Here is a 25,193-nt window from a genome sequence, read left to right as displayed (position 1 = left end):
AAAAACACAAAAGCATGTTGAGAGTTTTGTCATGAAACATATTTTAACTTCGGTAATTTTAACACTATTAAGCATGAATGTTGCGCTTGCAGCTTCAGGCGATGCAGACGCAGGTAAAACAAAAGCGGCAACGTGTGCGGCTTGTCACGGTGCTAACGGTATTGGCGCTAGCGATACTTACCCAAATCTTGCCGGTCAGCATTCAGATTACATTGTTAAACAGTTGAAAGCCTTCAAAAATGGTGACCGTAAAGACCCTTTAATGGCACCTATGGCAGCTCCTCTTTCTGAGCAAGATATGGCAGACATTGCTGCTTATTTTGCAGCTTTACCAAGCGACGGCGCTAGCCAAGACGCAGGCGGCTCTGACGCTGGTACTGCAATAGCAGCTCCAGTAGCTTATGTACCAAACCCAGCAGCAGGTAAAAGTTTATATGAGCTAGGCGATGCTTCACGCAGCATTGGCGCTTGTATTGGTTGTCATGGTAGTGAAGGTAATAGCGATGTATTAATTTACCCTAACTTATCAAACCAACACCCTGAATATATTGCTAAGCAATTACTTAATTTCAAAAATAAGTCTCGTGTTAACTATGCAATGAATCAATTTGCTGGTGCGATGACAGAAGATGATATTGCTGATATGGCCGCATACTTTAAAGATCCAGCAGCTGTTGCCAATGTAGCACCTCGCAAAGTAATGCCTGTTGCAGCAATTACAGAAGAAGTTATTGCCGGTAAAGCAAAAGCAGCTTCATGTGCGGCATGTCATGGTGCAGACGGTAACAGCCCGGTTGCTATTTACCCTAAACTTGCAGGCCAAAGTGCTGACTACATTGTTAAGCAGTTACAAGAATTTAAAGCCGGTACACGTAAAGACCCAGTAATGGCGCCTATGGCTGCAGCTTTAAGCGAGCAAGACATGCTAGAAATTGCTAGCTATTTTGCCGCACAAAAACTTAACGTTGCTGAATTAGCTGGTTCTGATATTGGACAAAAACTTTACTTTGGTGGCCACGTTAAACGTAAAATTACCGCTTGTGTTGCCTGTCACGGTGCTGACGGTAAGGGTATGAACAAAGCGGGCTTTCCAACAATTGCGGGTCAAAATGAAGCTTATTTAAAAGCACAGTTATTGAAGTTTAAAAATGGTGAGCGTAGCAATGATTACAACACTATGATGCAAAGTGTTGCCGCTAAGCTTTCTGCTGACGACATTGATGAATTAGCAAAATACATGGCTTCAATGAAGTAAGTTTTATTGAGCAGATTTACCTTTTCTTCACATCTAGGTGCTCAAGGCATACCATTCATCGATGTGGATGGATGCACTAATGCCTAGAAAGACGGGACGTCTGAGAAAGGCCTAAATATAAAGCAGCGCTGGTCGCTGCTTTTTTAATGACTAATAAACAAGATAATGTGATCTATTTACTGGCTAAGGTGATGATTTTTTTACCGACAACATTTCACATTCAATAAATTCGTGTAGAATGCCAAAGCAATTAAGATACGCAATAATTTATCGTTTAAACGACAAGCAGAGACTAACCCAATGAAAAAATTTATCGTCACAATTTTATTAGGATTAAGTGCAGTTGCCACTGCCAATGCAGCTGAAGGTAATGCCGAAGCTGGTAAAAGTAAATCAGCAATGTGTGCTGCTTGTCATGGTACTGACGGCAATAGCTTAGTACCTATGTATCCAAAATTAGCTGGCCAAAGTGCAAGTTACTTAGTTAAACAACTTGCCGACTTTAAACTAGGTATGACTTCCGCAGGCAAGTCTGGCCGTGTTGACCCAGTAATGGGCGGTATGGCAATGGCACTTAGCGAACAGGATATGGCCGACATTGCCGCATTTTATGCTAGCCAACAAGCTACTGTGGGTAATGGTAAAGACAATGCTCACGGCAAAAAGCTTTACTTAGGTGGTAACAATGAAATGGAAGTTACAGCTTGTGTAGCTTGTCATGGTATCAATGGTCACGGTATGCCAAGTGCTGGCTTCCCTGCCCTAGCTAACCAAAGTGCTGATTACTTAAAAAGTCAGTTAGAGAAGTTTCGCAACGGTACACGTAACAATGACCTTAACGGCATGATGCAAGGTGTTGCAGCAAATTTAACCGATGAAGAAATTGCTGCGCTTTCGCAATATATGTCATCTTTAAAATAGTAATATTCTGGTAAAGAAGTGTTAGTAAAGCAGCGTTTATCGCTGCTTTTTTTGTGCTCAAGGTTTTGCAAAGTTTAGGTATTTTCATAATAGTTTTAAATACACTATACCGTTGTGTTAACACTTTATTCGCTGTTACTATTTAAATTACTTCACTATTTTTGGCATACAGACGCACGCTCATGAAAAACCAACTTTTATCTAGAATACTCTTGCTAACAACGTTAACGCTATGTGGCGGCGCGAATGCCGATTTGTTCCCAAAACAAACGATTGATGATCACCAACAAAATATATTCAGAGGTACAATTACCCAACAACGCGCTTGGTGGAATTTAACTCACTACCATTTAGATATTTCCGTAGACCCTAGCACTAAGAGTATTGCAGGTATTAATACCATGAAGTACGAAGTGCTATCAGAAAAAAAACGTTTACAGATAGAATTACAAGCGCCAATGCAACTAACTAAAGTTATGCAAAACGGCCAAGCTCTCGCTGTTGAGCAAATGGGGTATTCTTACTTTATAACCATAGCAGCTGAACAAAAAATTGGCGAAGAATACCAATTGGAAATGCATTTTTCTGGCATTCCCCATGAAGCAATTAGAGCGCCGTGGGACGGTGGTATAACTTGGACAAAAGATGAGAATGGCAACGATTTCATCGCCTCATCATGTCAGGGTTTAGGTGCCAGTATTTGGTGGCCAAATAAGGACCATGCCTATGATGAACCTGACAACGGCGCCATGATCAGTGTTGAAGTGCCAGAACATTTGATGGACGTTTCTAATGGTCGATTAGTAAAAGTTGATCACAACAAGGCGAAAAAAACAAAAACCTATCATTGGCAGGTAGTTAACCCAATCAATAATTACGGCATTAATATCAATATTGGTGACTATGTACATTTTGGTGAAAAATACCAAGGTGAATCAGGCCAGCTAGATATGGATTATTACGTGTTACGCCAAAATCTTGAAAAGGCAAAAGTACAGTTTAAAGATGCTAAACGCACCATTGAAGCCTTTGAATACTGGTTTGGTCCTTATCCATTTTATCAAGACAGTTTCAAACTCGTTGAAGCACCTTACTTGGGTATGGAGCATCAAAGCTCTGTTACCTATGGCAATGGTTACCAAAATGGCTATTTAGGACGTGATAGAAGCCAAACCGGTCCGGGTATGTTATTTGACTTTATTATTGTTCATGAGTCAGGCCATGAGTGGTTTGCCAATAATATTACCCATAATGATATTGCCGACATGTGGATCCATGAAAGCTTTACTAACTATTCAGAAAGTTTATTTTTGGAATACCATTTTGATAAAGAAAAAGCCTTTGAATACATACGTGGTACCCGCTTAAACATTCAAAATAAAAGCCCGATCATTGGTCAATACGGTTTGCACCAGGAAGGCTCAAGCGACATGTACGACAAAGGTGGCAACATGTTGCATACCATTCGACAAATTATCAACAACGATAATGTTTGGCGCGAAATATTACGGGGCCTAAATAAGCAATTTTATCATGGCATTGCGGAAACGGCTCAAATTGAAGACTATATTAGTGAAAAGTCAGGCAAAAATTTAACTAAAGTGTTCGACCAATACTTACGTGATATTCGCATTCCTAGCTTTGAGTATTTTATAAAGGATAACGAAATGCAATATCGCTGGGGAAATACTGTCGAAGGCTTTGATATGCCCATTAAAGCATTCATTAATGAAAAAGTTGTTTGGCTTTCACCAAATAACCAATGGCAAAAGTTAAGTTTAGAGGCAAACAGCAATACAGTTGAGGTTGACACTAACTTCTATGTGAGCACATTAAACCTGTTGGGTGAATAATAGCTAGCATACATCGTATCTCCTTCATGCTATTGCACGCGCGGCATTGCCTACATGGATGTAGGTACTTAGTTTTGGTCAGGAATAAAAAACTGACCGCTCGTCCTGAGCATCGCCACTTAATCACATCCTTGTGAGCGTGGCATACCGCTCGTCCTGAGCATAAAAAAGGGAAGCTATGGCTTCCCTTTAATCAAAACACTTGGGTTTATTAAAATGCGTATTTAAAACCAACGGTAAATACATCGGTATCATCATAACTTTCAAATGATGCTTCAATGCGCATATTGTCATTTAACTTCTTACCAAAACCGCCACCAAAGCCAAACTCCCAGTCATCATCGCTATCAGAGTGGCCATTGTAGCTAGCTTTAACCTTAAGGTTTGCATAAGACGGCATTACATACAAATAAACGCCATTGTCGTAGTTATATTGGCCACGAACAGAAAATGCCGTAAAGCGCTCTATTTCAACTTTTATTGACTCAACCGTGTCATCTGAAATACCTGTACCTAAACGTAATTCAGGAATAAAAGAAAACTCACTCGTTTCTGGCATTAACTCATAACCAACTGAACCAAAAATAGTGCCTATAGATACATCGGTACCGTCATTTTCAGCTGAAAAATTTGCATAACCACCACCAGTTAACCAGTTGGCAGAAGCTGTAAGTGGTAACGTTAGAAAAGAAAGTGCAATCAGTGATTTTTTCAACACAATAATATCCTTATATTATCAAGCTTTGTATTATAGAAAGCGCGCATGCTAGCAAAGCCGTTTTTGTTAATCAATTGTTACGCCTTTATTTAAAGAAGATTAAAGTAACAGAATATGAAACTTACTCTGTTTTCGCCTCAACTAAACACAGACAAGCAGTGCGAATTACCTTATGATCATCTTTGTTCAGTGTTAGTAAACTATGTATAACAAGGCCGTGATAGATGATTGAAGTAATAACCCCGCAAGAATTTAAAACTGTAGCTTGGAAAAATGGCAAAGGTGAAACCATCGAAATGGCTATTAACTCAGGTGGTACACTTGATGATTTTGATTGGCGATTAAGCATGGCCAGTGTTGTAGAAGACGGTGTTTTTTCTAATTTTTCTGGTTATACCCGTAATCTTATTTTAATTGATGGCGATGGCATAAATTTACAACACAATGACAACAAAATTGATCGTCTAAGCAATTTACTCGATTTCGCTACATTTGACGGTGGCAACAAAACAGTTGGGAATTTGCATACTGGCGCAATAACTGATTTCAATATTATCACCCGCACATCGCGTTACAACTGCAAAGTAAAATGCTACCCACAAGCAAATAATATTGCGATTGAAGAAAGTGAACTGTGTTTTATCTATAGCTTGTCTTCTGATTTAAACGTCACATTTAATCTTGATGAAAGTAACAGGAAGGTTCCTGTTGGATGTTTGGTTAAGCTTTCTCATATGAAAAATAATATGACATGTATAAGCGGCGAGAACGTTATTTTGGTTTACTTAGAAGCGCTTAGCTAATTTCTAAAATAACATGTGTAATGTATTTCATTTTATAATTGTTACTGCTATTAATCGCTAGAAATGCTCTATCTAACTTTTAATTATGACAATTGCTGTCGTCTAACGTAGGCTGAAACCATAAATTACATTGATTTTTAAGGACAGCGTTATGAAATCTGGGTTATTGGTCTTTTTATTTAGTCTGACATGGCTTTTGTCTCCCGTTACTTATGCCGAATTTGAGCGAAAAATTGCTATTGATGAAAGCAATACCAGTAGCTATAGCACTAAGGTGAACGGCAAGGCGTTTGACTACACTGCCACTACAGGTACGCAACCGGTTTGGGATAAAGAAGGTAATCCTACTGCAACTCTTTTTTATACCTATTACCAACGCAGTAATGTTAAAGATAGAGCAACGCGGCCACTGTTGATTTCTTTCAATGGCGGCCCAGGTTCTGCATCTGTTTGGATGCACGTAGCCTATACTGGCCCGAAAGTACTCAATGTTGACAATGAAGGTTATCCATTACAGCCTTATGGCGTCAAAACAAACGACTTTTCAATTTTAGATACCGCTGACATTGTTTTTGTTAACCCAGTAAATACGGGGTATTCCCGTGTGTTACCGAAAAAAGACGGCAAAATGCCTAGTAAGGCAGAACAAAAGAAAATGTTTTTCGGCGTCAACGCTGATATCAAATATCTAGCCGATTGGATCAATACCTTTGTTACTCGCAATAATCGCTGGCAATCGCCTAAGTATCTTATTGGTGAAAGCTACGGTACAACTCGCGTTTCAGGGTTAGCGTTGGAATTGCAGTCGCGCCAATGGATGTATTTAAACGGCGTAATTTTAGTCTCACCGACTGACATCGGCATTAAACGTGACGGACCCGTAAAAGCAGCCAACCGCTTACCCTATTTTGCCGCCACAGCTTGGTACCATAAAGCTTTATCCGATGATCTTCAACAGCAAGACCTACTGGCAATATTACCTGAAATTGAACAATTTGCTGTTGAGAAATATTTACCCGCGCTAGCAAAAGGTGGCTTTATTTCAGCACAGGAAAAGCAAAGCATAGCCGAACAAGTCGCACACTACTCAGGGCTTTCTGTACAAGAAGTTTTGCGTAATAATTTAGACATTGAAGCGTCATATTTTTGGAAAGAAATACTTCGCGACAGAGAGCAAACTGTCGGCCGATTAGATTCTCGATATTTAGGCATAGACGAGAAAGTGAGTGGCAGCCGTCCCGATTACAATGCCGAATTAACCTCATGGTTACACAGCTTTACGCCAGCCATCAATTATTATCTTCGCGAAGAGCTTAATTACAAAACAGACATTAAATATAATATGTTTGGCGATGTGCATCCATGGGATAGAACGAAAAATAAAACCGGTGAAAACTTACGCTTGGCTATGGCACAAAACCCATATTTAAATGTCATGATCCAAGCTGGTTATTACGATGGTGCCACCAATTACTTTGATGCTAAATATACACTGTGGCAACTTGACCCTAGTGGTAAAATGCGCGATAGATTATCATTTAAAGGTTATGAAAGCGGCCATATGATGTACTTGCGCTACCCAGACTTAGAGTCAGCTAATCAAGATATCCGTGATTTTATGCAAGCAACACTACCAAGTAAAACGACACCGGCCAAGTACCATAGCAAGCCATAGTTTATGGCTAAATTACTAAAGTTGCTGGGCATAAAAATAGCTCAGCAACATTTAGCACTGAGTACTATTTTCATACCTTAATAACATATTGAATATCCTAAATTTTCGAATATTTATACTTAATGACTAATCGGAGTTGTCAAAATTAAATCAAGCAGATATGATGATTATTAAAGGAACTAAGACAATGAATTTATGGAAGATAATAGTATAAACACCGATGTACTCATCATAGATGACAGCTCAATTAATATTCGCGTAGTTTCTAATATTATTCAGCCATTGGGATGTAAAATATTTGCCGCCAAGTCTGGTCTGCAAGCATTAAATTTATTAGCATCGTTTAAACCATCATTAATCATTTTAGATATACAAATGCCTGAAATGGACGGTTTTGAGTGCTGTAAGCGCATTAAGTCAATTAGTAGTCGTACCGATATTCCAATTATTTTCCTTTCTGGCTCACACGATGAGGCGGATCAAATACAAGCCAAAGCATTAGGCGCTAATACCTATTTAACTAAACCTTTTTGTGCTGATGAGTTAATCGATGCCGTCAAGCATTTAACTCGTTTACAAGTTGCCTAATTTGCTTTATCGCAAACATTAAAAAAGCCGCTAACATGCGGCTTTTTCACTTCAGAAATTAATCTGAACTCGGGAGAATGAAGAATATAAATATTTCATAGCATTTTACTTATCCCGAGTTCAAGTTAACTATATTTCGTAATTCATCACTTGATAACCTAAAGCTTCTAGCTGTGGTTTTAAGGTTTTAGCATCACCAACAACAACCATCAGCATCTCACTTAAATTTAAGTGCTTTTTCGCCAAGGCATTAATCTCTTCTTTGCTAATATTAGCAACAATCTTATTACGCTCTTGCACAAAATCAGGCGTTAAATTATGTTCCAAAATTTGTGCTAAAAATCCTAACTTACGTCGTGGTGTTTCATACTTAAGCGCATCTTTTTGATTAATAGCATTTCTCATAAAGGTTAGCTCTTCATCACTGATGCCATTGTTGGCGTAGTTCTCAATTTCTTTAACAAACTCAACAATAGACTTATCCGTCACATCAGCACGTACTTCGGCACTTGCTGTATATGCACCCGAGTATTTATCGCCATAAAAATATGAACGAGCGCCGTAGGTATAACCTTTGTCTTCACGTAAATTTAGGTTGATACGACTATTAAACGCACCACCTAATGGGAAGTTCATTAAATAAGCTTTATAGTACTCGCCTGTAATATCTTGTGTAAGTGAACGCTTACCAATTCGGATTGCCGATTGCGCCGCATTGTCCTTATTCACTAAGTATATAACACCTAATTTAGCTGGAGAGTCAGGTAGATTAAGTGCAAGTTTTTTACCTTCACCAGTTAACGGTTTAAACACAGCTAATGACTTTAAAACCTCTGCTTTAGCTAAGTCAGATACCACAATGATTTGGTTATCTTTCGCCTTAACTTGCTGTTGATAAAGTGCCTTAACATCTGCAAGTTCAATATTTGCTAACGAATGCTCTGAGCCCGAGCTCGGTGTTGCCGCAATATTATCTGCGTGCAGTAATTGACGATAAGCGGTCGATGCTAAGTAACCCGCATTTTTTTTACCATTAATTGCTCCTTGAATGGCATTGTTTTTATTTCGATCAAACTCACTAGCCAAAAATGCCGGCGCCGTTAATTTCTCATAAACTAAGGCTAGGGTTGCATCTAAATGCTTTGTTAACGTGTTTACATTAATGGTTAGGTATTGGTTCCCCGCAGAAATAGCAACTGATGCACCAAGCTTTTGTAAAGCCTTACTCATATCTTCGGCACTACGCTTCGTTGTCGATTCATTCAACATTCTCGCCAGTAAAGCCGCTGTTCCTGCCTTGTCTTTATTCTCAAAGTAATGTCCGGAAGGGATTTTCATAAGTAATGAAGTTGTTGGCGTTTCCATACTTTGCGTAGCAAGCACTTTTATGCCGTTTTCAAATGTTTCTTGCCACATTTTGGGTACTGCAACCGCTTTGTTCTCCCCTGCCGCAGGAACAATACTACGGTCAAAATTATCTTTTGCTTTTCTTACTTTTAAATCTGAATCGGAAGTCACCGTTTGCTCAGGAATAATACGCGCTTGTGGCGTAAAGTTATCAGCCGCCGCAACTAAGTTCTTTTGTCCTTTAGGCACAATACTCATAATGACACCATGTTTATCTTTAATGTACTTTTGATAAACACGCATCACATCGGCTTTTGTTACATTGGCATAACGAGCAATGTCTTGCTCAATATAATTTGGATTACCGGTAAATGTTTCATTAGCGGCAAGTTGGCTAACTTTACCCGCCACACTTTGCAAACCAAAAACAAAGTTTGCTTCCATTTCCGCTTTCGCTTTTGTTAAATCGTCATCTTCAACACCACGCGCTTCAAACTCAATTAACGTATCGCGAATCACTTTTTCCATATCTGCTAAGCTTTTACCAGATGCTGGGTGTGGTAAAGCTAACATGTTAAATGTACATGCTAGTTCAGCACACGGATGACTAACCGAAGCCTGCACCGCAAGCTGGTTCTTCACTAGGTTTTTATATAGTAAAGATGTTTTACCACCACCAAGAATGCTTGATAGTAAATCAAGTGGTGCTTCATCTTCATGTCGAACACTCACAGTTGGATACGACATGTATACCAAAGGTAAATGGACATTATCTTCTAAAGAGATATAACGATCTTCGTCTATGGTAAAGCTTGGCTTCTCAGGTAACTCAACTTCAGGGCCTCTAGGAATACTGCCAAAATACTTATTGACCATAGCTAAGGTCTTATCAACATTAAGGTCGCCACCAATCGTTAAAGTGGCGTTATTAGGGCCATACCAACGTAAGAAGAAGGCTTTTAGATCATTAACATTAACGCGGTTTAAATCTTCAATATAGCCAATGGTTTGCCATGAATATGGATGCCCAACAGGAAACATGGCTTCTGCAACACGTTCCTGAAGCAAACCATATGGACGGTTATCGTAGCTTTGGCCACGCTCGTTTTTAACCGTTTCACGTTGAACTTCGAATTTCTCTTGGGTAACCGCATCAACTAAAAAGCCCATACGATCAGCTTCTAACCAAAGCATTTTTTCAAGTTGGCTGGCAGGTACCGTTTGAAAGTAGTTAGTTCGGTCACTATTGGTAGTGCCATTCATGGTACCGCCCGACTCAGTAACCATTTTAAAGTGTTCATCATCAGCAACATGCTCTGAGCCTTGAAACATCATATGCTCAAAAAAATGTGCAAAACCTGATTTACCCACTTCTTCACGACCAGAGCCTACATGGTAGGTCATATCAACGTGCACTAAGGGATCTGAGCTATCTTGATGCAAAATAACGGTTAAGCCGTTATCTAATACATACTTTTTAAAAGGAATAACGGTTTTGCCAGCTTCTGGCTGTACTTGCTCAATAAATGTAATGCCAGGTATGCCTGAATTTAACTCAGGCGCTTTTGTGGTATTGGTATTTTCACAAGCTGCCAAACAGGTAAGTAGCAGCGGTAACGTCCATTTTTTCAAAATAGATTCCTCGTTCAAAAGTACTTTAATGCTTAATTCATACTAATATCATCTATATCAGCAAGATACACAATAGTATTGTGACAATATTATGGTGTAGACCTTAAGCTAAATATAATGTTCAATTGTTGTACTAAATTATAAATTTTTCATTTGATATGTTAGGCTTATAAAGCGTATAAAAATCAAACAACTTTCTTTGGGGTTCGCATGCATGATGCACAATCGCAGCTAATTCAACATTGGGTCGATATTATCGCCAAAAGCGAATTACCAGCAATTACGTCAACCGCAAAAATGTTAGACAAATTTAACAACGATGACAAATCATCGTTACCTAAATTAAGTAAAGCTATTTTGCATGATCAAGCACTCGCCTCATGCTTATTGAAGGTGGCTAACAGTGTCCAACACTTAAGTATTAACAAAGTTAGCACAGTTTCCAGAGCTTCGGTTGTATTAGGTATACAAGCGGTTAAAAATATTTGCTTAACATCGCGATTAGTAGAAGGTTTACTCGCAAATAAAGATTTAGACGATAGGGTTCATCAACAATTAATGCGCTCTATGGCGAATTCATTTTATGCTGGTTTATTAGCTAAAATGATGGCGCCACAATACGCTGAAGATACTCAAGAGGAATTATATCTTGCAGCCATGCTTTATCGCATTGGCGAAACTGCATTTTGGGGCGTAGGCGGTGAATCTGCGAAAAATCTTGCCCCATTTGTTGAAACAACACCAGCGATATTTCAACAAAAATGCCAGCATGAACTTGGCGGCAGTTTTACCGATCTTAGCAGCGAACTTGCAAAAACCTGGAGCTTGAGTGACCTTTTATTAAAAGCGTTAAATCAGCCAGAAAGCCGCACAATTGAAGTTCAAATAGTATATTTCGCCGATAAGTTAAGCCACTATATTGCCAATCCAACTGGAAGCTTTGAAGATTTTCAGCAATTACTAACTAGCATCAGCAAAATTACCGGCTTAAACATTAAGCAACTCACAACAAAAATATCATTGTTAAGAGACCAAGCTGCTAAGCTGTTAAGCTCCTATGGCGCCGCAGCATTGGTTGAGCATATAAAACCCTTACCGCGAGCCAAAGACTTTAACGACCATGCACACAAAGTACTTAGATATAACCCGAATAAAGAAAGCGACATACTTTCCGCATGCATGCACTTAAACAAATCATTAAAAACAAGCTCCGATGTATCTATTTTTATTAAGTCTACTTTGCAGGCAATAATGAAAATATTCGCGTTTGAGCAAAGCAGCTTCTTAATGATGGTGGATGATAAGTCTGAAATTAAAACTCGATTTTGTTACGACATCGACGCACAGCCAGTAGACAATAAACAAAAATTTTATTTATCTCGAAGTAGCAACATTTTTAGTTATGCCATGGAAAATGACCAACCCATACTCATAAACGATAAACAAGCTGAGCAATGGTATCAATATATTACCGGTGAAATTGCTGATTACATTGAAGACGGTGCAATTGTCATTATGCCAATTAAAGTTGGCCATAAAGCCATTGGTGTGATCACCGGGCAGGTATTTATTACAGACAAAGAAATATCAGTTCGTGACTTTGAACATTGCAATGCTTTAATAGAGCATTTGAATTTATCATTAACTATGCTCACTCATAAAGGATAAATGCAAAAAGTCGAATTTATCTAAGCTATTAACTATCGTTTGCTTTATTTTAGGCAATAAAAAAGCAGCTCAAGCTGCTTCTTATATTGTTGTATACAAAACTTACTCTTCTTCAGTAGTTTCTACTGATTCTTCAGTTTGTTCTTGCTCTGCTACTGGTTCATGACCTTCACCGCCACATCCACCACAACATCCCATAATAATTCTCCGTTGTTTAAATCTATGCTCATAATATCAGCTAGCAAAAAGGTCAATATTGATCAAAATCAGCTAAATTAAATTACGACGGTTAGCCTTTGAAAAATAAGAAGTTAAATTTTTTCATTTTCTTGAAAACCAAAAGCAATAAAAATAAACTTGCAAAAAACCAAAAGTGATATCAGAATGATATCACTTGGTTTAAAGCTAAAGGAAGGTATATGTTTACAGAAAAAGAAGTAAAAGCCCCAAACGGTATTAGTTTTATTGTTGTGTTATTAATTGTGCAGCTGAGCGCCATAAGCCTGACGGTGTACTCTTTGCCCAATAATCCCGCTTTAACAATCGCTAGTTTATTATTAAATATTGTTATTTTTATCGGCTGGTTTGGCTTTTTTATGGTTAACCCTAAAGAAGGCCGAGTATTGCAACTATTTGGTAAATATGCAGGAACTGTACATTTATCGGGTTTACGCTGGGCAAACCCTTTCTATACAAAAATGCGTGTTTCTCTACGAGTTAGAAACTTTGAAAGTAGCAAATTGAAGGTTAACGACAAAAACGGTAACCCTATTGAAATTGCTGCTGTTATTGTTTGGGAGGTGGTTGATACTGCCGAGGCTGTTTTCCAAGTTGACGATTATGAAGACTATGTCTCAATTCAAAGTGAATCTGCTTTGCGTAATTTAGCCACTAGCTATGCCTACGATCATCATGAAGAAGAAGGTATATCGCTGCGTAGTAACCCTGTAGAAATATCTGAAGCGTTAAAATGTGAAGTACAGGACCGCTTAGGCAAAGCTGGTGTGAAAGTCATAGAGGCAAGAATTAGTCACTTAGCTTACGCACCGGAAATTGCTAACGCTATGTTAAGGCGCCAACAAGCCATGGCTATTATTGCTGCACGTAAGAAAGTCGTTGAAGGTGCTGTTGGCATGGTGGAAATGGCACTGCAAAGTTTAGCAGAACGCGACATTGTTGAACTCGACGCAGAAAGAAAAGCAGCAATGGTAAGTAACTTGCTCGTAGTTCTTTGTTCTGATGAAGCTGCGCAACCTATCGTCAATACGGGTAGTTTATATTAAAATAGCTGAGCTCATATCTATGGGCTTTCACTTATTGTATTAGAGGTTTCTGTGGCAAAAAAAGCTTATCCATTACGTATAAACGAAGAAATACTGACCGCAATGCAGCGTTGGTCAGATGATGAATTACGTAGCTTAAACGCCCAAATTGAATATGTATTGCGTGATGCATTACGAAAAGCCGGCCGTAGTAAGCCACCACAAATAACCGCTATTATCGATCCACTTGATAAACCTGAATAGTCGCTTTAATGTAATTTTATTACGCTAAATAGGTAAAAATAAATCATGATATTTTTACCTTTTCACTTCGATAGTTTAACTAAACTAACTTTCTACAAGCAAAAAAAAGCCGACAACTAATGTTATCGGCCTATAAGCTATGAGGAAAGCTAAAATATACAAATTATTACAACAAGCGTTCGTGTTAGGAACAGGGCAATTATAGAGTAACAACTCTAAGCTTGTAAAGTGAATTTTGTAATTTTTTTACACTTATTTGTTTTTTTATCACAAAAAAGGCGATAACGACTATTCTGCAACCATGTAACAGAGAACAAGGTAGTGGATTTAGTAATTTTGGTACAAAAAAAAGGCCTCTGGGCAGAGGCCTAAAAAGAAACACACCATGAAGGGATCATTTGGTGTTAAATAATAAGAACGGTGCAGGTATGAATAAATTTCACACACTTATTTATCAATAGTGCTCTTACTACTTAATGTGCCTGTTCCCAGTTATCACCAATACCCGCTTCAGCAATTAACGGTACACTCATTTCCACCGCAGCATTCATAATTTCCACTAATTTAGCAGTCGTTTCCTCAACAATATCTTGATGAATTTCAAAGACCAATTCATCGTGCACTTGCATGGTCATTTTAATACGAGGATCATTTTGTTCTAAAATCCAAGCATCAACCGCTAACATAGCCTTTTTAATAATATCGGCTGCTGTACCTTGCATTGGCGCATTAATAGCAGCACGTTCAGCCGCTTTTTTACGCATACCATTCTTGGATTTAATATCAGGTAAATAAAGTCTTCTTCCAAACAAGGTTTCAACATAACCATTCTCACTAGCCTGCTGACGAGTATCTTCCATATATTTCGAAACATTGGGATAACGTTCGAAATACTTATCCATGTACTCTTGTGCTGTATGACGCGGTACATTTAACTGTTTGGCTAAGCCAAATGCTGACATACCGTAAATTAAACCAAAGTTAACAGCTTTAGCGCTACGACGTTGGTCACTCGTTACTTCTTCCAAAGGCACGGCAAAAATCTCTGCCGCTGTTGCTTTATGAACATCTTTACCTTCAGAAAACGCTTTCACTAAACCTGGATCATCTGATAAATGTGCCATGATGCGCAATTCAATTTGAGAATAGTCAATTGCAACAATTTTGTGATTTTGCGGTGCAATAAAGGCATGACGAATTTTACGCCCTTCTTCACTTCGAATCGGAATATTTTGTAAGTTTGGATCGGTTGAAGATAAACGCCCTGTCGCCGTGACAGCTTGATGGTATGAGGTATGTACCCGATTCGTTTTTGGATCAACTAACAAAGGCAACTTGTCAGTGTAAGTCGATTTTAATTTACTTAAACCACGGTTTTCCAAAATTACTTTTGGTAACGGGTAATCAAGCGCGAGCTCTTGTAACACTTCTTCTGCTGTTGAAGGTGCGCCTTTAGGTGTTTTCTTCAGTACTGGGATTTTTAATTCTTCGAATAAAATTGTTTGCAGCTGCTTTGGTGAACTTAAATTAAAGCTTTTACCGGCAATATTGTGAGCTTCAATTTCTAATTCAGATAAGCGAGTACCTATGCTTTGGCTTTGTTGAGCTAACATATCACAGTCAATCAAGACACCATATTGCTCCATACGAGCTAATACCGGTAACAATGGCATTTCAATGTCAGTAAAAACAGAAAGCTGTGTGTTTACTTTCTCCAATTTTGGAAAAATAGCCTGATGTAAACGTAGCGTTATATCGGCGTCTTCGGCCGCGTAATGCCCTGCTTTATCAATATCAATTTGATTAAAAGTAAGTTGCTTAGCACCTTTACCGGCAATATCTTCAAAATGTACGGTTTTATAGCCTAGATATTTGTCCGCTAGCGCATCCATATTATGACGTGTTGCAACACTATTAAAACAATATGACTCTATCATGGTATCAAAGGTGATACCTTTTATCGCAATATTGTAGTGTGAAAGTACATTAGCATCGTACTTTAAGTTTTGCCCTACTTTATGTTGCGACTCACTTTCTAACAGCGGTTTAAGTTGTGCCAACACCCAGTCTCTATCGAGCTGTTCAGGTGCACCAACATAATCATGAGCAACAGGAACGTAAGCCGCTTTACCGACTTCAACTGCAAACGACAAACCAACGAGTTCAGCTGTCATATAATCAACACTGGTGGTTTCAGTATCGAAAGCAAATAGCTCTGCTGCTGTGAGCTTATCAAGCCAACTTTGAAATGCTGCTTTGGTTAAAACAATTTCATAATCAGCTTCAATATCGGAGAAATTAGCCGCATCATCATCAGCCTCTTCACCTTGACTAGCTGAGCTGTCTTTCGTTGCATTAGCGTCGTCAGCATTTAAATCAGCAAGTAACCGTCTTAACTCAAACTTTTTATAAAGTGCTGTAAGTGTCTCTACATCTGCTGCTTGCGGTTTAAGTTCCGCTGCAGTTTGTGCCAATTCAACATCAAGTTTGATAGTTGCCAATTCATAAGATAACGGTAGTTGAGGTAAAGCGGTACGCAGATTTTCACCTACTTTACCTTTTACTTTATCGGCATTATCCATCACTTCTTTTAAACTTGGGTAAGCCGTTAGCCATTTTACTGCGGTTTTAGGGCCACACTTTTCAACGCCTGGGATATTATCAACTTTATCACCCATCAGCGCTAAGTAATCAATAATCTGATCTGGCCTAACACCAAATTTTTCAATAACACCAGCCTCATCCATTTCAACATTAGTCATGGTATTTATCAGACGAACATGCTGATTAACTAGCTGTGCCATGTCTTTATCACCAGTTGAAATTACGGTTTCCATCCCTAAAGCAGTCGCTTGATGCGATAACGTACCAATAACATCGTCGGCTTCAACACCTTCAATAACTAGCAAAGGTAAGCCCATTGCGGCAATAATTTCATGTAAAGGTGCTATTTGACTACGTAAGTCATCAGGCATTGGCGGTCGGTTAGCCTTATATTCTGGATACATATCATTACGAAAGGTTTTACCTTTAGCATCAAATACCACCACAATATTGCCATTTGGGTAGTCTTTCTTCAGGCTTTTGATCATATTCAGCACACCAGTTATTGCCCCTGTGGGCTGGCCGTCTGCTGTCGATAAAGCTTGTAAATATGGCACGTGATATGCACGGAATAAATAAGATGAACCATCGACTAAAATAAGCGGTGATTGGTCAGAAGTTGGCATGATAATTTTTTGACTAGCTGAAAGATGGGCTAAGCATGCCATAATCGGCAAATTCTCTCTAGCACTTCCTAGCATTTAGTCACATGATTTAGTGAAGATTGTGGATAAGTTTGTTGAAAACCACGAGCAACAGCCATAAAATTCTGGTGAACTTTACGGCAACTTCTTCTTAAGTGATTGTAATTGATGAAAAAAGGTAAGTCTGAAATCCTTTTCACATATTTATTATTATTTTTTTATTATGTGGATAAATAAATGTCCGCACTCAAGTTTATCTGTTCAATTAACGAACAATAAAAATGAGCGAGCTAAGAGATTACCAGAAAATAGCCCCATTACCAGACAATTATTAAATTATTTTTGCAGTTTTATTACACCTTGAAATAACAAAAAAACATAAGCGAGAATTGGCAAGGGCTAGCTTAATTTCGGCAAGAAAATTTTAGTAAAATTAATTTTATCTTTGCTTATTTTGGTAAAAAATACGGACAAATAAATTATGCCAACATGGCAATAAGTTAGTGTTAAGGCCAAAGCTAGGTTAAAAGTAAAAAATACCGTTGTTTTAAATCCTAATGCTCAAACGCCTGCCAAGCTGAGTCATTAAAATACTGCGGGTAATCATTTAAAGATTGGATAATTTTAATAGCCCCTTGTCTTGGCGTTTCACCAGCTTTCATCAAGTGACTACCTTGCATAATGTTAGCTAACAAAATATGCAGCTGGGCATCCGCTTTGGCCGGCAATTTACAGTGTTCAAACAAGTAACTTATTTGTGCATCAATTTTTTTCGCTAACGCGCTATATTGCTCTTTTGCATATTTATCATGATGAATTGCATCTAGGTTCGCCATCATTTCTTTTTTTATCCGGCTCATACCTATATGCAGGCTTTCATCAATTTGCCATTTCTCACCTTGATTTAACGACAATTTTTCGGTTGATTTGCCATGGTCATGACGGTGATCTTCCGCCGCTATACCCAATGACATATATGCTCCTAGCAATGTCGTTATCATAAGAATTGCAAAAACTTTCATGGTAATTTTCCCAGTTTATTCACTCAATAAATTAAGCATGTATTCATCAGCAGGTGTTATTCACTTAATGTCAGTTCAGCTACTTCTTTTTTTGCGGAAACTCGAGTGGTCATTAACAACTCATTCTGATTAATGTCGGTAATAAAATCAATTTTATCTGGTATATTACCGAGGATATTAAATGTGCCATCGTTAAGTGCATAAGACCACAGTTGGTAGTCCTCGTTAATGCCATAAATTACCTTATGCTTGACAATATATCGTTTGTCACTACCTTGATTTTCTAACACTTCAATCATTTGGTCTTCCGCTGGTCCTGGTTGCCAAAATCGGTCCATGTGATCGGTATAAATTAATCGGCCATCTTCACTTTTCAACGCCCAATTAACTTTCTTATCCGTGATGATTTTAAAACTTAAATCATTCATATTGAACTCAACAAATTTCAACATACCTTTAATTCGTATTAACAATAAAGCCCTGTTGTTATCACTATCCCAATGGAACAGTTGCGTAACGGGGAATGCAACCGGAAAGGGCTTTTGTGTCGCATCAAGATTAACCTGAACAAGCACGTTATTGGCGTTAACTAAAATACTTTGCCCGTCACTGGCCCAATCCAATCCCGAAATGCGAGTATCAATTGGGAAATTAGTCAGCTTCTGCACACCATTATCATGACTTAGCCAAATTTGATCTTCACCCGAACGGTCAGACTTGAAAGCGATTAACTTCCCATTAGGTTGGAAAATAGCACTATCTTCCTCACGTGTTGAACGTGCGATTATCTTAGCAATAGGTAATTCATCACGATTTTTCTCAGTTAACGAATGAACAGCTGCTATTTCTGTAGAGTTTGAGTTGGCAACTTTCGAAATAGAGAATGTCGCAATATCACTATCCCAGTGCCCTTTTATCATCAGCGCTCGTTTACCATCTGGATGAAATGTTGGTGAGCCTGCTGGCTCGTCAAGAGGAAGACTAACTTTAGCTATTTTACCTTGGTAAGACAATGTGAAAAGTTGTCGACCCGTACTGAAAATAAGTTGCTTGTCCAGCGGCGAAAAGTTTGGATAAATATAACTTAAATTCGTTATCTCTGGCGGATACTCAATCGGATAACTAGACAGTAATTGACCCGTAGGTTTGATAATTTCAATATAATTCTGACCGTCATTGTGCACGCTAATTAACGCAATAATGTCATCTTTAACAGAATAATCATAATCAATGACCTGACCGCCAGCTAGCGAGTAAATATCGGTGCTTTTATTGTCTTCTATCGAATAGCTGATTAATTTCCAATGATTAGCAAGCTCTTGCAACAATGCAATATTATTGTTCTTTAACCATTTAGATTTAGTAATTATAGAGTTTTTGCATTCCATTAATAAACTTGGCGCTTGCGGTGATTTTAATGCTTTATCAAAATCCAAGGTCATGAGTTTATAGCACTCTTTTTGATTAATCGGTTTATCGCAGTTTTCAGTTTTAATAAATACCAATTTTTTCCCATCTTTTGAAAAACTGTGACTACCGTATTTCCCCATATTGTTCGTCAATTGGGTTTCTTTCTGCGTGTTAATATTTTTTGCCCAAATGTTACTGCTAGCGCAATATTCGTCTGAGTAACGATTGAAAACTATGTATTCGCCATTAGGTGAATAAATACCTGAATGTTCTTTATTGTCTGTCGTTGTTAACGAGCGCAGCGCACCAATAGACAATGTCTCTGGTTGCTTTGGTGCAGTATATTGATAGCTGATTATGGCAAGCATCATAATGCCAAAAATTAGTGCAATCAGCAGTAAGTTAGATTTCAACCTTTTCGACTTAGCAACAGCGCCTGCTGATAATTCGCTGCCATTGGCCTCTTCATCGACAGCACTGTCATTAACAACGTTAGTCGCTACCTCGTTCCCTATAGCTTCATAAGTGGCGTTGTCTTTAGTAATAACTTCAAATACTTTTTTATCGGCACCGTCATGCCACCTAACATCACACTCTAAACTGTACCCTTGTTTAGCATGCGTCTTGATATAAACTTGAACTTTACCATCGTCACCCAATGCTTTTCTTAATTGCGCAATACTGCGTTGCAGTGAGTTGGGTGATACAACAGTTCCTTGCCAAACTTTAGCTAGCAAGGCTTCATGACTCACCACTTGCCCTTGATGCTCAGCCAAATGAGTAAGAACAGCCAGTGCTTTTGGAGCGAGTGTTTTTGATTGGTTATTTTGGGTGATTTGATTCCGAGATAAATCGATAAAAAATCCACCAATCCAATACTGTTCAGCCATAAATCCTCTGGTACCACTAAAGTTTGCGATTAAAAATTAAATCAACACAAGATGAATGGTATAGCATAAACGCCTGAACGGCCAAACTCAACATTGTAAATATTTGATAATTATTGGTTTTTTAATAATCAGCTAAAAATCAGCTAAAAATCAGTGCAACCTCAAGTAAATTGCTCGCTATTAGTTAAGGTGAATACTCACATTTTATTCAACCTTAAATGCTCAGAGTAAATCACCGAGGTAATCATGATAAAAAATATAATCTTTCTTTTTGTAGTCCTAATCCCTTTTTTGGCACTTGCTGATACTGACCACTCACCGTACCAAATGCCAGGCATACATGTTCTGCCGATCACTGACAAGCAATCTAATAAGCAGTACGAACTGCTCGTTAAACTGCCTGAAAACTATGACGAAGATAAGAGCAAAAAGTATCCTGTTATCTATTTTACCGACGCAGTGTGGCATATCGAACTATTATCTGCTGCCACCGCTTATATAATGGAAGACGTTATTTTAGTAGGGATCTCTTGGCAAAAAGATATTCCAAAAGAGCTAAAGCAAAAATATGGTGCGCATTTCAGCCGTTTTGGCGACTACTCATTCAAGAAACGAACTAACCCTAAACATCCAAAAGTAAAATTTGGACAAGCCGATAATCACCTGTCTTTTATTCGCGACGAGGTCTTCAAAATAATCGAAAAAAATTACCGAACTGAGCCAAGCAATCGCAGCTATTTAGGCTTTTCAGCTGGTGGCCTTTTCGGTACCTATGCATTGTTGACACAACCCAACACGTTTAAAAATTATATTCTTGGTAGTCCAAGTATTTGGAGTAGTGCCAATGAACTTTTTGCCCAAGCAAGTGCAAGGTTAAATAGTGCTCAGCCAGAAATTAACATCTTTATTTCCTATGGCGAACTTGAAAAAAAATTGAGCCCACATGTTGAAGATTTTATTAGCCAACTCAAAGGTAAGAATTATCAAGCAATATCTTCAATCAAACAGATTGTTATTGACTCCTCTGGCCATAGTGACTCCTTCCCGATGCTAGGTGTTCAAAGTGTGAAATGGCTATCAAACTTACAAGAAAAAGGAGAGAAATAATGAAACCAAGTAAACTGCTTATTGGGCTTTTTATTTTCACGGCAACGCTAAGTGCTAATAGCTACGGAAATAATAAAGTTTCATTTCTTGAAGGACCTTATGTTGGACAAACTCCACCAAGTGATATTCCTAAGGCTTTTACACCTAGTCAACGGTCGCCAGATCGTCGTGACCATAGTGGCTTCTTCACGCCTGATATGAAAAGTTTTTATTTTACGCGCAGAAACAACAAAGATGGTAAGTGGTCGTTACGCGTTTTCAACTTGGAAAACAATCAATGGCACGAGTCTTTGGTGGGGCCAAGAGTGGGCCGACCTATCACCTCGCCAGACGGTAATACTATGCATTTAGGCAAACACTATATGGAGCGCACCAAAACTGGCTGGTCAGAAATCAAAAGTCTAGGCGCTTATTTTAAAGATTTTCGAATCATGCGCCTCATGTCTTCTGCAAAAGGAACTTACTATTTTGATGACGCAAATGAATCAACCCCCATTCATTACTCAAGCTTAATAAATGGCAAATATACAAAACCAAAAGCTGTGAATATTGATTTTGGCGACTGGAACGCGCACCCCTTTATTGCACCAGATGAGTCCTATTTAATTTGGGATGAGCAAGGCGAAAATGGATACGGTAAAGCCGATCTGTTTATTAGTTTTCGACAGAAAGATGGCACTTGGGGAGCGGCCATTAATTTTGGAGAGACAATAAATACCACGGCCTCTGAAAGTGGAGCAATCGTCACACCAGACGGAAAGTACCTTTTATTTAACAGATTTGTTAATGATCAAAATGCCGGTATGTACTGGGTAGACGCACAAATTATCGAAACCCTTAGGGCAAAATCATAAACCTAACCAAACGGAACTACAGTCATTTATGCATATTAAAACAACATTTAAAAGTCTCATTGCTGCTGCGCTATTTAGCACTGTTAGCAATGTAGTTGCAGCGAATATTGCAGACAGCACCACGCTTGCACCCATGGCATCTATCGAGGATGCAAAAATGTCTTTTTGGGATTTGCCTTATCTTCAAGAAAGCTTTATTGATATAACGCCAGCAGCCAGAAAAGACGCATTAGTGGTTGGTGAACTAGGTGTAGATAGTGGAGCTAAAGACGAGATTATCAAATTAGCCAAAGAAATCGCCAATGACAAACATGGCCTCTACGATAGCATGCTTATTTCTCACCAAGGGAAATTGATATTTGAATCTTATTACAAACGAGGTCGAGTAAATTTACATCATGGGCAAGCGTCTGCAACTAAAGCATACACCAGTATGGCACTGGGTCGAGCTATTCAATTAGGCTACCTAACAATGGCCGATTTGCAAAAACCAATGATTAGTTTTCTAAAAGACCTAGATACAGCAAAACTTGCAAAGGGCTCAGAAAAAATCACTCTTCATAAGGCCTTAACTATGCATGGTGGCCTTAGTATCGACCGTGACAAATGGCAAGAGCTTGAGAAAAATCCTGCCGCGATCAAGGGGCAATTATTAGTTCAAGCCTTACTTGAACACAGCGAACCAATAACGACAGAGTCTCAGCAATACTTATATGGTAACTACAATCCAATACTAGTGATGGCGGTCATTGATGCTGTCGTGCCAGACAGCGCTGAGAACTTCCTGAAAAAAGAGATTCTCGATAAATTGGGCATCACAAACTACACTTGGAAAACTCACGCTAGTGGTATTCCAGAGGCCGGCTGGCGCGTGAGTATGACCTCTCGTGATATGGTCAAATTAGGCAGTGTTGTGCTTAACAAAGGTAAATGGCATGGCGAACAGCTTATTTCAGCAAGCTACCTAGCAAAAGCCACCAGTGGTGTTGTTAAACCTACCGAAGATTGGATGCCCGATAATTTTCGTTATGGCTATTTTTGGTATCAAACCGATATTACGGCTGGCGATAAAAGCTATAATGCCACATTTGCCTGGGGCGGAGGTGGACAACGTATCATAGTAGTTGATGAGCTTGACTTGATTATTGTGATCACAGGCCATGACCGAGAAGATACGATATTCACTCAGATTGCAGAACGGGTTATACCCGCTTTCATTAAGTAAGTATCAATACTCCCCTCTAACTAAATAATATGGTTAGAGGGAAATACCCTAGTGCTACATAGTGACAAATTCTTCTGCTGACGTTGGGTGAATAGCGACAGTATTATCAAAATCAGCCTTAGTAGCACCCATTTTCATCGCTACAGCAAAACCTTGTAGTAATTCATCACTACCAAACCCAATACTGTGAATACCAACAATTTTCTCTTCTTTACCAACGCATACTAACTTCATGCGTGTTGGGTCTCGATAATCTTCAGTAATTGCTTGATATAGCGCGGTAAACTGCGAATTATAGACCTTAACTTGTTCTTCACCGTATTCAGCAATAGCTTCTTTTTCTGATAAACCAACAGTGCCAATAACTGGGTGACTAAAAACCACCGTAGCAATATTTGAGTAATCTAAATGCTCATAAGGCTTATTGTTAAATAAGCGCTCACACAAGCGACGCCCCGCTGCAACGGCAACAGGCGTTAGCTGTGCACGACCTGTGTTATCACCAACCGCATAAATGCCATTAACGTTGGTATTTTGATATTTATCCGTTGGAATAAAACCACGTTCATCAAGCTCTATGCCCGTTGATTCAATATTAATATTATCGGTTGCCGGTTCACGACCAATCGCCCAAATTAGGGTATCGACTGGCCCTATCGATTTGTCATTTTCTAAATGTATCGTGAGTTTCCCATCGCTATGCTTTTCAACACGTGTTGGCACACTCATAGTGTGTAGCGTCGGGCCATGTTTTGCCATTTGCTCCACTAAGGTATCGCTTAACATATCGTCAAAACCACGTAGTGGTTTTTCTTTTCGCACCAATAAATGTGACTCACTACCGAGCGCATGCATAACACCAGCAAGCTCGACAGCAATATAACCAGCACCGACTACGGCGACTTTTTCTGGCTGCTCGGTTAAAGCGAAAAAGCCATCTGAATCTATGCCATACTCAGCACCTTCAATATTCGGACGGCTCGGACGACCGCCAGTGGCGATTGTAATGTGATCAGCCGTGTACAATTCGCCGTTAACTTGCACAGTATTTTTATTAACAAACTTAGCAAAGCCATTAATCACAGTAACATCATTACTGGCAAAACCACGCGCGTAAGCGGCGTGAATTCGTTCAATATATGCTTCACGATTTTTAACTAAAGTTGCCCAATCAAAGCTTTGCAATGGCGCTTTAAAGCCATAATCATTCGCATAATGTAAAGCGTCGGCAATTTGCCCGGCATACCACATGGCTTTTTTAGGAACACAACCCACATTCACACAAGTACCACCTATGTGTTTAGCTTCAATAACGGCTGCTTTTTTACCTAAGCGCGCTGCTCGGTTTGCTGAAGCAATACCGCCGCTACCGGCGCCAATTGCAATGTAGTCGAAATGTTGTGTCATGAGGAATACCTTAATATCTTGAGTTTTCAGAATATAAACGTCTG

At 38.9% G+C, this 25,193-nt stretch carries 18 protein-coding genes; 12 read left to right on the top strand and 6 right to left on the bottom strand.

Annotated features, from left to right (window positions below; all coding sequences use genetic code 11):
- Window positions 1-31 precede the first annotated feature (31 nt).
- The 3 genes from AC27HL_RS15820 to AC27HL_RS15810 all read left to right on the top strand — a co-directional run bounded on the left by AC27HL_RS15820 (window position 32) and on the right by AC27HL_RS15810 (window position 4,029).
- Window positions 32-1,255 carry a c-type cytochrome gene (locus AC27HL_RS15820; RefSeq protein WP_487082017.1) on the top strand — a complete coding sequence of 408 codons (1,224 nt, stop codon included), beginning with the start codon at window positions 32-34 and terminating at the stop codon, window positions 1,253-1,255.
- A gap of 300 nt (window positions 1,256-1,555) precedes the next feature.
- Complete coding sequence (locus AC27HL_RS15815; RefSeq protein WP_487082016.1) at window positions 1,556-2,176, top strand: c-type cytochrome; 621 nt, start codon at window positions 1,556-1,558, stop codon at window positions 2,174-2,176.
- Window positions 2,177-2,358: 182 nt separating this feature from the next.
- Window positions 2,359-4,029, top strand: a complete 1,671-nt coding sequence (locus tag AC27HL_RS15810) for a M1 family metallopeptidase (protein WP_487082015.1) — start codon at window positions 2,359-2,361, stop codon at window positions 4,027-4,029.
- A 211-nt stretch (window positions 4,030-4,240) separates the two neighbouring features.
- Here AC27HL_RS15810 and AC27HL_RS15805 read toward each other — a convergent pair whose 3' ends face one another.
- Complete coding sequence (locus AC27HL_RS15805; RefSeq protein WP_487082014.1) at window positions 4,241-4,747, bottom strand: outer membrane beta-barrel protein; 507 nt, start codon at window positions 4,745-4,747, stop codon at window positions 4,241-4,243.
- Between the two features lie 224 nt (window positions 4,748-4,971).
- Between AC27HL_RS15805 and AC27HL_RS15800 the strand changes: the two genes are divergently transcribed.
- From AC27HL_RS15800 to AC27HL_RS15790, 3 genes are all read left to right on the top strand, one after another.
- The gene (locus AC27HL_RS15800) at window positions 4,972-5,550 is read left to right on the top strand and encodes a HutD/Ves family protein (protein ID WP_487082013.1); all 579 of its coding nucleotides are present in this window, start codon (window positions 4,972-4,974) and stop codon (window positions 5,548-5,550) included.
- Window positions 5,551-5,701: 151 nt separating this feature from the next.
- Window positions 5,702-7,225 carry a S10 family peptidase gene (locus tag AC27HL_RS15795; protein ID WP_487082012.1) on the top strand — a complete coding sequence of 508 codons (1,524 nt, stop codon included), beginning with the start codon at window positions 5,702-5,704 and terminating at the stop codon, window positions 7,223-7,225.
- A 195-nt stretch (window positions 7,226-7,420) separates the two neighbouring features.
- Window positions 7,421-7,813 carry a response regulator gene (locus AC27HL_RS15790; protein WP_487082011.1) on the top strand — a complete coding sequence of 131 codons (393 nt, stop codon included), beginning with the start codon at window positions 7,421-7,423 and terminating at the stop codon, window positions 7,811-7,813.
- A gap of 129 nt (window positions 7,814-7,942) precedes the next feature.
- Here AC27HL_RS15790 and AC27HL_RS15785 read toward each other — a convergent pair whose 3' ends face one another.
- Window positions 7,943-10,792: a M16 family metallopeptidase gene (locus AC27HL_RS15785; RefSeq protein WP_487082010.1), complete on the bottom strand. Its 2,850-nt coding sequence runs from the start codon at window positions 10,790-10,792 to the stop codon at window positions 7,943-7,945.
- Between the two features lie 210 nt (window positions 10,793-11,002).
- Between AC27HL_RS15785 and AC27HL_RS15780 the strand changes: the two genes are divergently transcribed.
- The 3 genes from AC27HL_RS15780 (at window position 11,003) to AC27HL_RS15770 (ending at window position 13,986) form a co-directional block, all read left to right on the top strand.
- The gene (locus AC27HL_RS15780; RefSeq protein ID WP_487082009.1) at window positions 11,003-12,460 is read left to right on the top strand and encodes an HDOD domain-containing protein; all 1,458 of its coding nucleotides are present in this window, start codon (window positions 11,003-11,005) and stop codon (window positions 12,458-12,460) included.
- Between the two features lie 419 nt (window positions 12,461-12,879).
- On the top strand, window positions 12,880-13,743 hold the full coding sequence (locus AC27HL_RS15775) for an SPFH domain-containing protein (protein WP_487082008.1): 864 nt from the start codon (window positions 12,880-12,882) through the stop codon (window positions 13,741-13,743).
- 102 nt (window positions 13,744-13,845) lie between these two features.
- A complete protein-coding gene (locus tag AC27HL_RS15770) occupies window positions 13,846-13,986 on the top strand; it encodes a type II toxin-antitoxin system antitoxin (RefSeq protein WP_487082111.1) in 141 nt (46 codons plus the stop codon).
- 473 nt (window positions 13,987-14,459) lie between these two features.
- On the opposite strand, the gene polA is transcribed toward AC27HL_RS15770, so the two are convergent.
- From polA to AC27HL_RS15755, 3 genes are all read right to left on the bottom strand, one after another.
- On the bottom strand, window positions 14,460-17,216 hold the full coding sequence (polA, locus tag AC27HL_RS15765; RefSeq protein WP_487082110.1) for a DNA polymerase I: 2,757 nt from the start codon (window positions 17,214-17,216) through the stop codon (window positions 14,460-14,462).
- Window positions 17,217-17,788: 572 nt separating this feature from the next.
- A complete protein-coding gene (locus AC27HL_RS15760; protein ID WP_487082007.1) occupies window positions 17,789-18,256 on the bottom strand; it encodes a hypothetical protein in 468 nt (155 codons plus the stop codon).
- 56 nt (window positions 18,257-18,312) lie between these two features.
- Window positions 18,313-20,556 (bottom strand): winged helix-turn-helix domain-containing protein, encoded by a 2,244-nt coding sequence (locus AC27HL_RS15755; protein WP_487082006.1) that lies wholly within the window; start codon window positions 20,554-20,556, stop codon window positions 18,313-18,315.
- A gap of 246 nt (window positions 20,557-20,802) precedes the next feature.
- On the opposite strand from AC27HL_RS15755, the gene AC27HL_RS15750 reads away from it, so the two are divergent.
- Genes AC27HL_RS15750 through AC27HL_RS15740 form a run of 3 tightly spaced genes read left to right on the top strand, consistent with a single transcriptional unit; the run spans window position 20,803 to window position 23,742 of the window.
- Window positions 20,803-21,663: an alpha/beta hydrolase gene (locus AC27HL_RS15750; protein WP_487082005.1), complete on the top strand. Its 861-nt coding sequence runs from the start codon at window positions 20,803-20,805 to the stop codon at window positions 21,661-21,663.
- A complete protein-coding gene (locus tag AC27HL_RS15745) occupies window positions 21,663-22,517 on the top strand; it encodes a hypothetical protein (RefSeq protein ID WP_487082004.1) in 855 nt (284 codons plus the stop codon). The genes AC27HL_RS15750 and AC27HL_RS15745 overlap by 1 nt, the downstream gene beginning before the upstream one ends.
- A gap of 28 nt (window positions 22,518-22,545) precedes the next feature.
- Window positions 22,546-23,742, top strand: a complete 1,197-nt coding sequence (locus tag AC27HL_RS15740) for a serine hydrolase domain-containing protein (RefSeq protein WP_487082003.1) — start codon at window positions 22,546-22,548, stop codon at window positions 23,740-23,742.
- A 54-nt stretch (window positions 23,743-23,796) separates the two neighbouring features.
- Here AC27HL_RS15740 and gorA read toward each other — a convergent pair whose 3' ends face one another.
- Window positions 23,797-25,149 carry a glutathione-disulfide reductase gene (gene gorA, locus AC27HL_RS15735; RefSeq protein WP_487082002.1) on the bottom strand — a complete coding sequence of 451 codons (1,353 nt, stop codon included), beginning with the start codon at window positions 25,147-25,149 and terminating at the stop codon, window positions 23,797-23,799.
- Window positions 25,150-25,193 lie beyond the last annotated feature (44 nt).

This window comes from Colwellia aquaemaris (assembly GCF_057548755.1).
The sequence above is the reverse complement of the archived record's forward strand: the minus strand, read 5'-3'. Positions and strand labels throughout refer to the sequence as shown.

What these genes read in the sequence shown, in the direction of transcription:
- AC27HL_RS15820 (WP_487082017.1), top strand. Translation starts at nt 32, where the DNA reads ATGAAACATATTTTAACTTCGGTAATTTTAACACTATTAAGCATGAAT.
- AC27HL_RS15815 (WP_487082016.1), top strand. Translation starts at nt 1,556, where the DNA reads ATGAAAAAATTTATCGTCACAATTTTATTAGGATTAAGTGCAGTTGCC.
- AC27HL_RS15810 (WP_487082015.1), top strand. Translation starts at nt 2,359, where the DNA reads ATGAAAAACCAACTTTTATCTAGAATACTCTTGCTAACAACGTTAACG.
- AC27HL_RS15800 (WP_487082013.1), top strand. Translation starts at nt 4,972, where the DNA reads ATGATTGAAGTAATAACCCCGCAAGAATTTAAAACTGTAGCTTGGAAA.
- AC27HL_RS15795 (WP_487082012.1), top strand. Translation starts at nt 5,702, where the DNA reads ATGAAATCTGGGTTATTGGTCTTTTTATTTAGTCTGACATGGCTTTTG.
- AC27HL_RS15790 (WP_487082011.1), top strand. Translation starts at nt 7,421, where the DNA reads ATGGAAGATAATAGTATAAACACCGATGTACTCATCATAGATGACAGC.
- AC27HL_RS15780 (WP_487082009.1), top strand. Translation starts at nt 11,003, where the DNA reads ATGCATGATGCACAATCGCAGCTAATTCAACATTGGGTCGATATTATC.
- AC27HL_RS15775 (WP_487082008.1), top strand. Translation starts at nt 12,880, where the DNA reads ATGTTTACAGAAAAAGAAGTAAAAGCCCCAAACGGTATTAGTTTTATT.
- AC27HL_RS15770 (WP_487082111.1), top strand. Translation starts at nt 13,846, where the DNA reads ATGCAGCGTTGGTCAGATGATGAATTACGTAGCTTAAACGCCCAAATT.
- polA (WP_487082110.1), bottom strand. Translation starts at nt 17,216, where the DNA reads ATGCCAACTTCTGACCAATCACCGCTTATTTTAGTCGATGGTTCATCT.
- AC27HL_RS15760 (WP_487082007.1), bottom strand. Translation starts at nt 18,256, where the DNA reads ATGAAAGTTTTTGCAATTCTTATGATAACGACATTGCTAGGAGCATAT.
- AC27HL_RS15755 (WP_487082006.1), bottom strand. Translation starts at nt 20,556, where the DNA reads ATGGCTGAACAGTATTGGATTGGTGGATTTTTTATCGATTTATCTCGG.
- AC27HL_RS15750 (WP_487082005.1), top strand. Translation starts at nt 20,803, where the DNA reads ATGATAAAAAATATAATCTTTCTTTTTGTAGTCCTAATCCCTTTTTTG.
- AC27HL_RS15745 (WP_487082004.1), top strand. Translation starts at nt 21,663, where the DNA reads ATGAAACCAAGTAAACTGCTTATTGGGCTTTTTATTTTCACGGCAACG.
- AC27HL_RS15740 (WP_487082003.1), top strand. Translation starts at nt 22,546, where the DNA reads ATGCATATTAAAACAACATTTAAAAGTCTCATTGCTGCTGCGCTATTT.
- gorA (WP_487082002.1), bottom strand. Translation starts at nt 25,149, where the DNA reads ATGACACAACATTTCGACTACATTGCAATTGGCGCCGGTAGCGGCGGT.